Raw genomic sequence first — 13,530 nt, 5'->3', positions numbered from 1 at the left:
TTTTCGGACTTCTTTTGTTCATCAACGCTCTATCTGTGTATTGTGAAGGAGAATTGAATCGATCATTGAAAGAGGAGTGCAATGGCTGAGAAGCTGATTCGGCAACTCATCGACGACCTTGACGGTAAGCCGATTGACGATGGATTCGGTGATCGAATTGAGTTCTCTTACCAGGGAACGGATTACGTGATCGATCTGCGAGCCACCAATGCGGAGAAGTTCGACGCTGCGGTGAAGCCGTTCGTCGAGGCAGCAGCGAAGGTGAGCGGAAAACGCGGTAAGAAGGCTCAGGCTGCATCGCCGCAGGCCACGTCGGGTTCCGGACGCTCCAAGGAGACGCTCCAGGCCATTCGCGACTGGGCGGGTAAGAACGGTTACGAAGTTGCTCCGCGTGGGCGTATCAAAGCGGAAATCATCGACGCTTTCGATGCTGCACACTAGGTTGAATTAAATACCTCCTCTGGCTCCTGGCGAACCTCGTCAGGAGCCAGAGGCGTATTTTACTGTTGCTTTGCCAATTTCTCCGATAGTGATGTCCTGCCTGATCATTCGCTGGTTCGTGAGCCGATAATTTGGCTGCCATCACATTTACCGGGCAGAGTGGTCGGTTTATTTCGTTGTTTACCTTGATCCGTCCGCGCGCTGGACGGATTCACCGCGGAGGCATTTTGCCCGTGCACTGCAATTGTCGTGTACCTTAGTTAGGTAACACTAACTTTCGGAAGGATCTTTCTGTGGCCAAGCCGACAACTGCATTGACGGTTCTGCGGACCGAACAATTGACTCCCCATATGGTGCGAGTGTTTCTCGGGGGATCGGGCTTCGAGTCGTTCACTCCCAGCGAATACAGCGATTCCTATGTAAAGATCGAATTCGGCACGCCTGATCAGCCGGTACTGCGTACCTACACGATTCGTTCGTACGATCTTGATGCCAAAGAGATTGCAATCGATTTTGTCGTCCACGGTGACATGGGAGTTGCAGGCCCGTGGGCCGCGTCAGTTCAACCGGGCGCGGAGATTACCCTGCGTGGACCCGGTGGCGCGTTTTCGCCGTCGCCATCCGCTGATTGGTATCTCTTCGTCGGAGACGAGACCGCAATACCTGCTATTACCGCGTCGATAGCGAGATTGGCGCCGGATGCGGTCGGCTACGCCGTCGTCGAGGTCGGTGGACCAGAAGACGAAATCGCACTCGATGCCCCGGAAGGTATAGCGGTGACCTGGCTGCATCGCGGAGCGTCGTCCGACGCGGTGGGTGAAGAGTTGGCGGGTGACAACGCGCCAGTCGTCGCCGCGGTCAAGGCGCTCGAGTGGCTACCGGGCGAACCGCACGTATTCATTCACGGTGAAGCGCAAGCCGTCATGCATAACCTCCGGCCGTACATTCGCAAGGAACGAAACGTCCCGGCATCGGCCGCTTCTATTTCCGGATACTGGCGTCGTGGTCGCACCGAAGAAGGATTCCGCGTCTGGAAGTCCGAACTCGCCGCGGTCGAAAGCTAACTCGCTGCAGCCTTACCGCGAGTCAGCAACACGAGCGCAACGGCCGCGAGAACTCCGAAGGTGGGAATTGCAATTGCCATCGGAACTGCCGTGTCTTCTCCCGCAATTCCCACCAACGGCGAAACCAGCGCCGCCAAGCCGAACTGGCCCGCTCCCATCAGGGCTGAACCGGTTCCTGCAGCGTTCGTGACCTCTCCTTGGGCGAGAGCGGTCGCATTACCCATGATGAACCCGATGCTTGAAACTGCCACGAACAGCGGAACCAAGATCAACCAGGTATTCGTGGAACTGAAAACGACGCTGGTGCAGAACAATACGGCGCCGCCGGCGAGTAGTAGGCACACGCCGAAACGCAGTAGGGTGCGAGCTCCGACGCGACCGAGCAGACGAGTGGTGATCATCGCTGCTGCGACCATTCCGGTGGCGTTGACTGCGAACACGATCGAGAATTGCGACGGACTCAGCCCGAGGACATTCTGAACGACGAACGGCGACGCGGAGATGTAAGCGAACAGGGCGCCGAATCCGAAGACGAATGCGAGCGCATATCCGAGGTAATGCTGATTTCGGACGACGTATCTCAGATTCGAGAGCAGTGACTTCAATCCACCGCCGTGGCGTCGCTCGGGTGGGAGTGTCTCGGGAACAAGCAAAATGACACCAGCCACCATCACGGCGCCCGCGACCGCCAGGACCCAGAAGATTCCGCGCCACCCGACGGGGCCGAGAAGTGCGCCGCCGATCAGTGGCGCGACCACGGGAGCGATGCCGCCGATGATCATCATGATGCTGAAGAGCTTCGCTGCGTCGTCGCCGCGCGCCCGGTCGGCAATACAAGCACGGGCCAAGACGATGGCAGCGCCTCCACTCAATCCCTGGACGAGCCGAGCGCCGATGAGAAACTCTATGCTCGGCGCCACCGCGCATGCCGCACCGCTCAGCGCTGTGATGATCGTCGCGGCAAGCAGTATTCGCCGCCTCCCCAGTCCGTCGGAGATCGGACCGATGATCAGCTGGCCGATTCCGAGGCCGGCCATGAAGGTAGTCAGTGTCAGCTGAACGCTGGCCGCAGTAGTGTCGAGTGCATCCGCCATCAAAGGTAGGCCGGGCAGGTACATGTCGATGGACAGTGGAGCGATTGCGGAAATCAGTGCCAGTACACACAACATCTTCAGAGGAATTGCTCGATTCACCGATCAACCCTATCGGCGAGGCAGCTTGCAGTTTCAATCGCGGCGGGCGAGCGTGTGTTCATGACTGACGCATTGCCGGCGAGCTTGAGTGTTCACCTCGATGCCTACGCCGAGCACCTTCGACTGAGCCGAGGGCGGTCGGAACACACGATCCGCGCCTACGTCGGTGACGCGCGGGCATTGCTGACCCATCTCGCTGCAGGTTCGGCGACTGCAGATCTCGACGACCTCGACCTTGGAGTCATGCGCTCGTGGTTGGCTGCCCAGAATGCCGTGGGAACGGCCCGGACGACGGTAGCTCGACGGGCGTCGTCAGCGCGCGGCTTCACGGCGTGGCTCGCGCAGACAGGACGCATTCCCGTCGACCCTGGTACACGTCTGGCAGCTCCACCTGCCCGCCGCACGCTGCCGACGGTGCTGCGTCAGAGTCAGGCGATCGACGCAATGGATGCGGCCGAAAGCGGTGCGCAGCAACAAGAGCCGCTCGCCCTGCGAGACCGGCTCATCGTGGAGTTGTTGTACTCCACCGGAATTCGCGTCGGCGAGTTGTGTGGACTGGACGTCGAGTCGGTCGACGCCGATCGACGCCTACTGCGTGTGCTCGGCAAAGGAAACAAGGAGCGATCGGTGCCCTACGGCCTCCCCGCAGAATCGGCACTGAACGGGTGGCTGGAGCACGGAAGACCCGCACTGACTTCGGATCGGTCTGGGAGGGCATTGCTCCTCGGCGTCCGAGGCGGCCGACTCGATCAGCGTCAGGCTCGTTCGGTGGTCCACGAAACCATGGCTGCAATTCCAGGGGCTCCCGACATGGGTCCGCACGGGCTCCGGCACTCGGCTGCGACACATTTGCTCGAAGGCGGTGCAGACCTCCGTGTGGTGCAAGAACTTCTCGGGCACGCGAGTCTGGCGACCACTCAGCTGTACACGCATGTATCGGTCGAACGGCTTCGATCCGTCCACGATCAGGCCCATCCGCGCGCCTAGATTGTGAAGCGACGCGAGTTCTCGGCGGGTATTTGGTAGCGTCGCAGGTCAGAAGAGTGAACAATCGGCAAAGTTCGATCGTCGTGTCAAGACACTCGATTACATGCGATATCCGGGGGATTCGTGAACCGCCAAGATGTGAAGCACCCGCCGAACAGTGGCCAACCGGCCTGGCTGTCCGAAGCGCCGCAACCGGCTCCCGTGCCGGTGTCGACGCCGGAGCCGGCGGCACGACCGCAAGAGGCCTGGGCCGCGCCGCCGCCGCCGTCGAGCCAGCAGCAGGTGACCAACCAGGACCTGGTTGCCGAAGCTTTACTGAAACGCCCTAAACGGACACCGCGGGGCGGCTGGCGAAGAGGATTGCATCGTGCGACCGGGGGCGTGGTCAATCTGGGGGATTCGACCAACGAACAGCGCAACCGCGCACTGGCCGCCAGAATTGAGCAGCCGATACGCAACGACTACCGAATAGCGTTGCTCTCGCTCAAGGGTGGCGTCGGCAAGACAACCGTGACGGTCGGACTCGGTGCGACGTTTGCTTCGCTGCGTGGCGACTGCGTCGTGGCGGTCGACGCCAATCCCGACTTCGGAACCTTGGCGCAACGTGTTCCGCTGCAGACAAATTCGACAGTGCGCGATCTGATCGCCGCGAGGCCGGACATAAAGAGCTATTCGGACGTACGCGCGCACACATCTCAGTCGCCGAGTCGTCTCGAGGTCTTGGCCAGTGAGCAGGATCCGGCGATTTCGGAGGCGTTCAGCGAGGACGACTATCGCCAGGTCATCGACATCTTGCAGGTCTACTACAACATCATCCTCACCGATTGCGGTACCGGGATCATGCACTCGGCGATGAACGGCGTTCTCGATCTTGCCAATTCGTTGGTTCTCGTCAGTTCTCCGGCCATCGACGGAGCGCGAAGCGCAGCGGCAACGCTCGATTGGCTTCAGTTGCATGGATACGGTCATCTGGTCGAACGGACCGTCGTCGTGATCAGCGCCGCCCGACCAGGGTCGAGCGTGATCGACATGGATGCGTTGGTGGACTACTTCATGCGTCGATGCCGCGCCGTCGAGGTCATTCCTTTCGACGAGCATCTCGCGGAGGGATCGGTCATGGATCTCGAGTTGATGCGACCGGCCACCCGGCGAGCATTCATGGAATTGGCAGCGATGGTTGCCGACGATTTCGCAGACGCCGTGGGTCGGCACGCCGTCTCCGAGTGGCACTGACTCAACCCCATCGGTCTCAACCCCATCGGTCTCAACCCCCCGTCAGTGGCTTGAGTCTGAGCGGTTGCGACCGAACCAGTCCGAGTGGATCGAGATACTCGCGCCCTCTGCGCAGGCCCCAGTGCAAACACGCGGCGACGACGCACCCGTCGTGCCCGGGTTCGAGGGTTCCGATCACCGCCCCGGTTGCGATGCGTTCACCTGCTCGAACGTCGGCCGCGACGGGTTCGTAGGTAGTACGTAGGCCGCCGTCGTGATCAATCGACACCGTCGGCTTTCCCGCGACGACTCCCGCGAACGCCACGACGCCGTCGCCGGCCGCGAGGACGGATTGGCCGGGACTGCCGCCTAGATCGACGCCGCGATGGCCGGGCAGCCAGTTCTGGGCCGGTTTGTCGAAAGCGTGTTCCACATGCGGCCGCGGAGTGAGCGGCCAGTCGAAACGCGCCTCTGCCGACGCCGTGCTTACGGCGACACAGCAGAAAATCACAGCGATGACCACTCCTCGTCGGGCTCCGCTCAACATCGTCATTGCTTGATCTTGCGTGGAGTTGTGCGCGCTTCAATGCAGATCAGACGGGTAATCCACAGGATGGCCGCCGATCCACAACCGCCGGTTCGGTCTGTTGCTTCCGGGGTGGTTATGGCATCGGGGGACGAGGACGTACACTTGTCGAGCGGTCTGTGCTCGCACAGTCCGACTTCGCGCGCCCGCGCACGTTTTCCGGCCTCGGCTGGTCCTGGTTCTCACGAAACAGGTCCGACGGCCGTGCGGGTGCCAGGGCAGGGATCACCCGATCGCCTGCATCAACCGGATTGAAAGTTTGAGGTACACAGCCATGGCTGTCGTAACCATGAAGCAGATGCTCGATAGTGGAACCCACTTCGGACATCAGACCCGTCGCTGGAACCCGAAGATGAAGCGATTCATCTTGACCGACCGCAACGGCATCTACATCATCGACCTCCAGCAGACGCTGACGTACATCGACAAGGCGTACGAGTTCGTCAAGGAGACCGTTGCCCACGGCGGCACCGTTCTCTTCGTCGGCACCAAGAAGCAGGCGCAGGAGTCCATCGCTTCCGAAGCGACTCGCGTCGGAATGCCCTACGTCAACCAGCGTTGGCTCGGCGGCATGCTCACCAACTTCACCACCGTCCACAAGCGTCTGCTTCGCCTCAAGGAGCTCGAGGCAATGGAGCAGACCGGTGGATTCGAAGGTCGCACCAAGAAGGAAATCCTCATGCTCACGCGTGAGATGACCAAGCTGGATCGCACCCTCGGTGGTATCCGCGACATGGCCAAGGTTCCTTCCGCGGTGTGGATCGTCGACACCAACAAGGAGCACCTGGCAGTTGCCGAGGCTCGCAAGCTGAACATCCCGGTCATCGCGATCCTGGACACCAACTGCGACCCCGACCTCGTCGACTACCCGATCCCGGGCAACGACGACGCCATCCGCTCCGCAGCACTGCTGACCAAGGTTGTCGCTTCCGCGGTTGCCGAGGGAGTGCAGGCACGTGCAGGACTGAGCGCCGACAAGGACGCGAAGCCCGAAGCCGGCGCAGGCGAGCCCCTCGCCGAGTGGGAGCAGGAACTGCTCTCGCAGGCAGCTCCGGCCGCAGAGGCTGAGGCAGCTCCGGCTGCTGAGGCTGAGGCAGCTCCGGCTGCAGAGGCTGAGGCAGCCCCCGCCGCAGAGGCACCGGCCACCGAGGCCTGATTCGTTGAAACCGGCCCTGACCAAGAGTTCTTTTGGTCAGGGCCGTTTCACCGTTAGGCCCGAGCACCACCGTCAGGCCGTGCTTCACCGTTAGGCCGTGCTCACCGTTAGTCCTAGGTCCGAAACAGACACATGAGGAGGCTCGCTAATCATGGCGAACTACACCGCCGCTGACGTCAAGCGGCTCCGTGAGCTCACCGGCTCCGGAATGATGGCATGTAAGAACGCACTCGCAGATGCAGACGGCGATTTCGACAAGGCCGTCGAGCAGCTGCGCATCAAGGGCGCGAAGGATGTCGGAAAGCGCGCAGAGCGCACCACCGCTGAGGGTCTCGTCGTCGCCAAGGACGGCGTCATGATCGAGATCAACTGCGAGACCGACTTCGTCGCCAAGAACGACGAGTTCATCAAGCTGGCCGACGCCATCGTGACCGTCGCTGCTGCTGGCAAGCCCGCCGACCTCGACGCACTCAAGGCGCTCGAGCTCGACGGCAAGACCATTGACACCGTCATCCAGGAGCAGTCCGCGAAGATCGGCGAGAAGCTCGAGCTGAGCCGCGTCGCTTCCTTCGACGGCCCCGTTGCCGTGTACCTGCACAAGCGCAGTGCCGACCTGCCGCCGGCCGTCGGCGTGCTCGTCGAGTACACCGGTGAAGGCGATGCCGCAGCCGAGGCTGCTCGCGCAGCTGCAATGCAGGTCGCTGCACTCAAGGCCAAGTACGTCACGCGTGACGAGGTCCCCGCGGAGATCGTCGCTTCCGAGCGCCACATCGCCGAAGAGACCGCTCGCGCGGAGGGCAAGCCCGAACAGGCTCTGCCGAAGATCATCGAAGGCCGCGTCAACGGCTACTTCAAGGACGTCGTGCTGACCGAGCAGTCTTCGGTTCAGGACTCCAAGAAGACCGTCAAGGCGATCCTCGACGAGGCCGGCGTGACCATCAAGCGCTTCGTGCGTTTCGAGGTCGGCGCCTCCGCTTAATCGGAGCCCGTACACATGGACCCCGCCAGAAGAGCATTTGCTCTACCGGCGGGGTCTACGTGTACCTGGGGCCTCCGATGAGGCAGGATGGGAGTGCCTTGGGACTAGTCCCGAGGGCTTTCTGTGTCACCGTCTCCGATTCGGTGGCAGAAGAAGAACGAAGGACCCACAGGGTCTTGTATCGAACTGAGGAGAACAATGTCCGAACCTGCCAACGAACGTCCAGGATTCAAGCGGGTCCTGCTCAAACTCGGCGGCGAAATGTTCGGAGGCGGCAAAGTCGGTCTCGATCCCGATGTGGTCACCAAGGTGGCTGAGCAGATCGCAGAGGTCGTTCGATCTGGCGTACAGGTTGCGGTGGTCATCGGCGGCGGAAACTTCTTCCGCGGAGCGGAACTGCAGCAGCGTGGCCTCGATCGCGCGCGCTCCGACTACATGGGCATGCTCGGCACCGTCATGAACTGCCTCGCTCTGCAGGATTTCCTGGAGAAGGCCGGCGTCGATTCTCGTGTGCAGACGGCCATCACCATGGGACAGGTCGCCGAGCCGTACCTTCCCCTTCGTGCACGTAGGCACCTCGAGAAGGGGCGCGTGGTCATCTTCGGTGCCGGGATGGGTATGCCGTACTTCTCCACCGACACCACTGCTGCGCAGCGCGCGCTGGAGATCGGTGCCGAGGTAGTGCTGATGGCCAAGGCTGTCGACGGCGTCTACTCGGCCGACCCGCGTATCGACCCGGACGCGACGATGTACGAACAGATCACGCACCGCGAGGTCATCGAGCGTGAACTCAAGGTCGCGGACGCCACGGCGTTCAGCCTGTGCATGGACAACTCGATGCCGATGATGGTGTTCAACCTCCTCACCGAAGGAAACATCGCTCGCGCGGTGTCCGGTGAGAAGATCGGCACCCTGATCAAGTCGTGAGTGAACCCCGAAAAATGATGCAGAACAACATGGAGGAACAGCCGTGATCGATGAAGCGCTCTTCGAGGCAGAAGAGAAGATGGAAAAGGCTGTCACGGTAGCCAAGGACGACCTCGGCTCGGTTCGTACCGGACGCGCCAACCCCGGTATGTTCTCGCGCATCGTGATCGACTACTACGGTTCGATCACGCCGATCACGCAGCTCGCGAGCATCAACGTCCCCGAGGCCCGCATGGTCATCGTCAAGCCGTACGAGGCTTCGCAGCTCAACGCGATCGAGACGGCGATCCGCAACTCGGATCTCGGCGTCAACCCGTCCAACGACGGCAGCATCATCCGCATCTCGGTTCCGCAGCTCACGGAGGAGCGTCGTCGTGAACTGGTGAAGCAGGCCAAGTCCAAGGGCGAGGACTCGAAGGTCACGCTGCGCAACATCCGCCGCAAGGCGATGGACGAACTCGGCCGGATCCAGAAGGACGGCGAAGCCGGCGAGGACGAGGTCGGTCGCGCGGAGAAAGAACTCGACAAGACCACGGCGAAGTACGTGCACACGGTCGAGGAACTCGTCAAGCACAAGGAAGCAGAGTTGATGGAGGTATAGCCTCCTCGTTTGCAGTGTTTGTCGTCGGGAGTAGATCAGGGAGTCTGGGTGCACGCACAAGAGGGAACCGCCGGTGGTCCCGTCACGGACGGGCCTACGGGCGGCGCTGAGGGCGCGCAACCGCCGAAGTCGAAGGCAGGCAGGAACCTACCTGCCGCCATCGGCGTCGGAGCCGGTCTCGGCGCCCTGGTCATCGGCACTTTGATCTTTCTGCCTCCGGGGTGGATCGCTGTAGTCGCGATCGCGATGTTCATCGCGACGTGGGAGGTCACCACGCGGCTTCGTGAAGCCGACATCGAGGTGCCGCGAATTCCGCTGCTCGTCGGAGGGCAAGCCACGATCTGGCTCGGTTGGCCGTGGGGACCGGTCGGAGTGCTCAGCGGATTCACCGCGACCGTCCTGGTGTGCATGGTGTGGCGGTTGTTCGACCACGGGCTCAAGGCAACTCCGAAGAACTTCCTGAGAGACACCTCCATCACGGTGTTCGTTCTGGCGTGGATCCCGCTGTTGGCGTCCTTCGGTGCGTTGATGGTGCTCGAAGATGACGGCCCGGGTCGTGTCTTTGTCCTGATGATCGGTGTCGTGTGTTCCGACGTCGGCGGTTATGCCGCGGGAGTCCTATTCGGAAAGCACCCGATGGTCCCGGCGGTGAGCCCGAAGAAGTCCTGGGAGGGATTCGTCGGTTCCCTCATTTTCTGCGTTATCGGCAGCCTGCTTTCGGTGACCCTGATCCTCGACGCGAACTCGATGATCGGCGTCCTGCTCGGTGTGGTGCTGGTGGTCGTCGCGACGGTCGGTGACCTGATCGAATCGCAGATCAAGCGTGAACTCGGCATCAAGGACATGGGAACTTTGCTTCCCGGCCACGGCGGAATCATGGATCGCCTCGATTCGCTCCTGCCGTCGGCATTTGTCACCTGGCTGATTCTGTACGCACTCGTCTGATTTCTCGTGCGTGATTTCTTCTCGGGCCGTTCCAAGCCCATCCCCAGCCCGAACATCTGGCACTGGCCGGACGTCTACGAGGTCGAGAACCGCGCACAGGACGTCGACGGTTCCATCTGGGCCGCGATGCGAGCCCAGGTCGACTGGTCTGGACTCGACGTCGTCGACGTCGGCTGCGGCGCGGGGTTTCACCTACCGGAGTTCGCTCGTACCGCGCGCCGTGTTGTCGGAGTGGAGCCGCACGCGCCGCTGGTGAAGGCCGCGCGAGAACGAACCCGCGATTCGGCGTCGATCGACGTGATCCAGGGTTCCGCAGAGTCCACGGGTCTCCTTGATGCTTCCGTCGATCTCGTTCATGCCCGAACGGCGTACTTCTTCGGCAAAGGCTGCGGCCCGGGAGTTCGTGAGGCCATGCGCATCCTGAGGCCTGGGGGAGCCCTGCTGATCGTGGACCTGGACGTGAGCGCCGGCCCGTACGGAGAGTGGATGAGGGCGGATCTGCCCAAATACGATCCCGCGGCCGTCGAAGCGTTTTTCGAGGCTCAGGGATTCTCGCTCACCCGTGTCGACGCCCGGTGGGAGTTCGAGAATCGAGACGACTTGCGGCGAGTACTCGGGATCGAGTTCACCGAGAAGACCGCCGAGCGTGCGTTCTCGCAAGTGACGGGATTGGCCTTTGCGGTGCGATACCGGATCCATGTTCGATTCAAACCACGGTCACTCGAACTGGCGTGAAGGCGGGCTCAAAAGACGAACGTCAGGCGCTCCGACGTGAGCGCCTGACGTTTTCTGCACCGATTCAGTAGCAAAAAAATTAGTGATCGGTGGGGATGTGGAACAGGGTGGCGAGCTTGTGAATCTTCTTTGCCTTGGCGAGTTTGGGCAGGTCACTGCCGTCACGTACGCGTGAGCCGTCTTCACCGAGATCGTCGATGACGTTCTGAGCCCAAATCGCGTCGGCCACGGACGGACTCAGGCCCGCGTTGACGGGGGCAGTCTGCGCGGTGGTCATGCAGAGCTTGCCTGCCATGCCGAGTGACAACGTGATCGCACAGTCTCGGGCGAGCAGATCCAGATCGGGGCCGAGCGTGGGACCGTCGATCGGCGGAGCGATACGAGCCGCGCGGCTGGCGATGGTGAGCCGCGAACGCGGGTACGACATCGAGGTGGGCGAGTCGTCCATCCCGGTGTCGCGACGAAAGTCTCCGCTGCCGAATGCAAGACGGAAGATTCCGTCGGTGCGTGCGATCTCGGGCGCAGCTTCGAGCCCTACCGCGGATTCGACGAGAGCAAGAATCTTGGTGCCCTCGGGAAGTCGCTCGGCAGTGGCGTCGGCCTGCTGGCCGCTCTCGGTCTTCGCGAGCATGACACCCTCGAGTCCGGGGAGGCCCGCGAGTGCGGCCAGATCCTCTTCCCAGAACGGTGTCGTGGCATCGTTGATCCGAACCCAGGCGTGATTGTGTTCGCTCAGGAATGCGGCGACATCGCGGCGGGCGGCCGGTTTGTTGGGTGCGGTGACGGCATCCTCGAGATCGAGAATGACGGCGTCGGCGGCGCTCGCAAGAGCGGCATCAAAAGTGTCAGGTTTGGATGCGGGGACGAGGAGCCATGATCTTGCCTGTTGCGGGGCAATACGCGAGGTCACAGGTCTCTCCATGTGAGTAGTCACATCGGGGCCTTTCGGGTGATTTCCACGACAACAATGATGCCTGCTTACTCGCGGGTAGACCCAATTGCGTAACTAGATTTCAGTCACATCTGCCGCTTCGCTGCGCGCCGGATCTGAATGATGCGAACCCCGCCTGCCAAGGCCATGATCAACGCGCCCGCAATCGCGGAGAGCAGGATCGTGATTCCGAGCGGAAAGTCGATTTGCCAGGCCAGGATCTTGACGGAGACGCTCTCGAGGTTCTGCAATATGAACACCAGCAGCATGATCAGCACGATTGCGCCGATGACCAGGCCAACCCACGTCGTCGCAGCCCTGGTTCGGTCGGTAACCGCGGTTCCGGTCGGCGTCGGTTCAGGCGTCGGGCTCGGTTCGGGATCGTGTTTTTCGACTGCCTTGTCCTCGCCCACCTTCGGAAATTCCGGGTCGGGACCGAAACCGTCGGCAGGGCCGTACACGGGGGAGTTCGACGGATCCTCTGGTGTGGTTGACATGACATGATCATCACGCAACCTGCGCGAAGTTGCACGGGTAATCCGGCCACAATCGGGTGGCAGTGGGGTAGCACCCCAAAACAATGGGACAATGGTGTAACTATGGCTGCCTCTCTTCCCCTCGTTTTCACTGCACCCAAGCGCGGAATGCCTCCACGGCACCTCGCCGATCTCGATTCCGCCGAGCGCAAAGAAGCGGTGAAAGAGCTCGGCCTCCCCGCTTTCCGGGCCGATCAGCTGGCGCGTCAGTACTACGCTCGGCTCGAAGCAGATCCGGAAAAGATGACGGACCTCCCCGCATCGGTACGCGAAAAGGTGGGGGAGTCGCTCTTCCCGACTTTGTTGACGCCGATCAAGCATCTCGCGTGCGATTCAGGCGACACACGCAAAACGCTGTGGAAGGCACATGACGGAACGCTGCTCGAGAGCGTCCTGATGCGCTATCCCGATCGGGCGACACTCTGCATCTCGAGTCAGGCAGGCTGCGGAATGGCCTGCCCGTTCTGTGCGACGGGTCAGGGCGGCCTCGACCGCAACCTCTCGACTGCCGAGATCGTGGATCAGGTTCGCGAGGCGGCAGCAGCCATGCGCGACGGTGAAATAGCCGGCGGCCCCGGTCGCTTGTCGAATGTCGTGTTCATGGGCATGGGCGAGCCGTTGGCGAACTACAAGCGTGTGGTGGCGGCGGTACGGCGCATCACCTCGCCCGCACCGGACGGACTCGGCCTGTCCCAGCGGTCGGTCACGGTCTCGACCGTCGGCCTCGCTCCCGCGATCCGCAAGCTCGCCGACGAAGGCCTGAGCGTCACGCTGGCGGTATCGCTGCACACGCCGGACGACGAACTGCGCGACACCCTTGTGCCGGTCAACAACCGTTGGTCCGTGTCGGAGGTGCTCCAAGCCGCGCGATACTACGCAGACAAGACCGGCCGCCGTGTCTCCATCGAGTACGCGATGATCAAGAACGTCAACGATCAGCCGTGGCGTGCGGACATGCTGGGCAAGAAGCTGAAGAAGGCGCTCGGCGGGTTGGTGCACGTCAACCTGATTCCGCTCAACCCAACCCCGGGCAGTGAGTGGGACGCGAGCCCGAAGGACGTCGAGCGTGAGTTCGTGCGTCGGGTCATCGCCCAGGGCGTCTCGTGCACGGTGCGCGATACGCGCGGCCAGGAAATTGCCGCAGCCTGTGGCCAGTTGGCCGCCGAGAACTGAGACGCTCCAGGTCAAGTTCTAGGCCTGTAACACGTAAAGAGAAGGCCTCCACGAACTTTCGTTC

General features: G+C 62.0%; 15 protein-coding genes. 11 read left to right on the top strand and 4 right to left on the bottom strand.

Features of this window, described 5'->3' with window-relative positions; all coding sequences use genetic code 11:
- Nucleotides 1-81: 81 nt before the first annotated feature.
- Complete coding sequence (locus ACWF6P_RS29550; protein WP_003942721.1) at nt 82-441, top strand: histone-like nucleoid-structuring protein Lsr2; 360 nt, start codon at nt 82-84, stop codon at nt 439-441.
- A gap of 293 nt (nt 442-734) precedes the next feature.
- On the top strand, nt 735-1,505 hold the full coding sequence (locus ACWF6P_RS29545) for a siderophore-interacting protein (RefSeq protein ID WP_378449533.1): 771 nt from the start codon (nt 735-737) through the stop codon (nt 1,503-1,505).
- Here ACWF6P_RS29545 and ACWF6P_RS29540 read toward each other — a convergent pair.
- Complete coding sequence (locus tag ACWF6P_RS29540; RefSeq protein WP_378449573.1) at nt 1,502-2,674, bottom strand: multidrug effflux MFS transporter; 1,173 nt, start codon at nt 2,672-2,674, stop codon at nt 1,502-1,504. The genes ACWF6P_RS29545 and ACWF6P_RS29540 overlap by 4 nt on opposite strands.
- A gap of 84 nt (nt 2,675-2,758) precedes the next feature.
- Here ACWF6P_RS29540 and ACWF6P_RS29535 point away from each other — a divergent pair, with 84 nt between their 5' ends.
- On the top strand, nt 2,759-3,685 hold the full coding sequence (locus ACWF6P_RS29535; RefSeq protein ID WP_452623416.1) for a tyrosine recombinase XerC: 927 nt from the start codon (nt 2,759-2,761) through the stop codon (nt 3,683-3,685).
- A gap of 123 nt (nt 3,686-3,808) precedes the next feature.
- Nucleotides 3,809-4,918 carry a nucleotide-binding protein gene (locus tag ACWF6P_RS29530; RefSeq protein WP_452623415.1) on the top strand — a complete coding sequence of 370 codons (1,110 nt, stop codon included), beginning with the start codon at nt 3,809-3,811 and terminating at the stop codon, nt 4,916-4,918.
- A 31-nt stretch (nt 4,919-4,949) separates the two neighbouring features.
- On the opposite strand, the gene ACWF6P_RS29525 is transcribed toward ACWF6P_RS29530, so the two are convergent.
- Nucleotides 4,950-5,450 (bottom strand): M23 family metallopeptidase, encoded by a 501-nt coding sequence (locus ACWF6P_RS29525; protein ID WP_452623414.1) that lies wholly within the window; start codon nt 5,448-5,450, stop codon nt 4,950-4,952.
- A 307-nt stretch (nt 5,451-5,757) separates the two neighbouring features.
- Here ACWF6P_RS29525 and rpsB point away from each other — a divergent pair, with 307 nt between their 5' ends.
- The 6 genes from rpsB to ACWF6P_RS29495 all read left to right on the top strand — a co-directional run bounded on the left by rpsB (nt 5,758) and on the right by ACWF6P_RS29495 (nt 10,826).
- Nucleotides 5,758-6,639: a 30S ribosomal protein S2 gene (gene rpsB / locus ACWF6P_RS29520; RefSeq protein ID WP_113682954.1), complete on the top strand. Its 882-nt coding sequence runs from the start codon at nt 5,758-5,760 to the stop codon at nt 6,637-6,639.
- Nucleotides 6,640-6,790: 151 nt separating this feature from the next.
- On the top strand, nt 6,791-7,618 hold the full coding sequence (gene tsf / locus ACWF6P_RS29515; RefSeq protein ID WP_378449529.1) for a translation elongation factor Ts: 828 nt from the start codon (nt 6,791-6,793) through the stop codon (nt 7,616-7,618).
- A gap of 198 nt (nt 7,619-7,816) precedes the next feature.
- Nucleotides 7,817-8,545 carry a UMP kinase gene (gene pyrH, locus ACWF6P_RS29510; protein ID WP_019747988.1) on the top strand — a complete coding sequence of 243 codons (729 nt, stop codon included), beginning with the start codon at nt 7,817-7,819 and terminating at the stop codon, nt 8,543-8,545.
- 43 nt (nt 8,546-8,588) lie between these two features.
- Nucleotides 8,589-9,146, top strand: coding sequence for a ribosome recycling factor (frr, locus tag ACWF6P_RS29505; protein WP_003942777.1), 558 nt, complete (start codon nt 8,589-8,591; stop codon nt 9,144-9,146).
- Between the two features lie 48 nt (nt 9,147-9,194).
- Nucleotides 9,195-10,091, top strand: a complete 897-nt coding sequence (locus tag ACWF6P_RS29500) for a phosphatidate cytidylyltransferase (RefSeq protein ID WP_283303770.1) — start codon at nt 9,195-9,197, stop codon at nt 10,089-10,091.
- 6 nt (nt 10,092-10,097) lie between these two features.
- Nucleotides 10,098-10,826 (top strand): class I SAM-dependent methyltransferase, encoded by a 729-nt coding sequence (locus ACWF6P_RS29495; RefSeq protein ID WP_452623413.1) that lies wholly within the window; start codon nt 10,098-10,100, stop codon nt 10,824-10,826.
- Nucleotides 10,827-10,905: 79 nt separating this feature from the next.
- On the opposite strand, the gene ACWF6P_RS29490 is transcribed toward ACWF6P_RS29495, so the two are convergent.
- Both ACWF6P_RS29490 and ACWF6P_RS29485 read right to left on the bottom strand, forming a co-directional pair.
- Nucleotides 10,906-11,748: an HpcH/HpaI aldolase/citrate lyase family protein gene (locus tag ACWF6P_RS29490; RefSeq protein WP_030244636.1), complete on the bottom strand. Its 843-nt coding sequence runs from the start codon at nt 11,746-11,748 to the stop codon at nt 10,906-10,908.
- Between the two features lie 95 nt (nt 11,749-11,843).
- Nucleotides 11,844-12,254: a LapA family protein gene (locus ACWF6P_RS29485; RefSeq protein ID WP_452623412.1), complete on the bottom strand. Its 411-nt coding sequence runs from the start codon at nt 12,252-12,254 to the stop codon at nt 11,844-11,846.
- 102 nt (nt 12,255-12,356) lie between these two features.
- On the opposite strand from ACWF6P_RS29485, the gene rlmN reads away from it, so the two are divergent.
- On the top strand, nt 12,357-13,466 hold the full coding sequence (gene rlmN / locus ACWF6P_RS29480) for a 23S rRNA (adenine(2503)-C(2))-methyltransferase RlmN (RefSeq protein WP_230812959.1): 1,110 nt from the start codon (nt 12,357-12,359) through the stop codon (nt 13,464-13,466).
- Nucleotides 13,467-13,530 lie beyond the last annotated feature (64 nt).

The sequence above is a fragment of the Rhodococcus sp. NPDC055024 genome (genome assembly GCF_053608585.1).
This window is presented reverse-complemented; position numbering and strand designations above follow the sequence as displayed.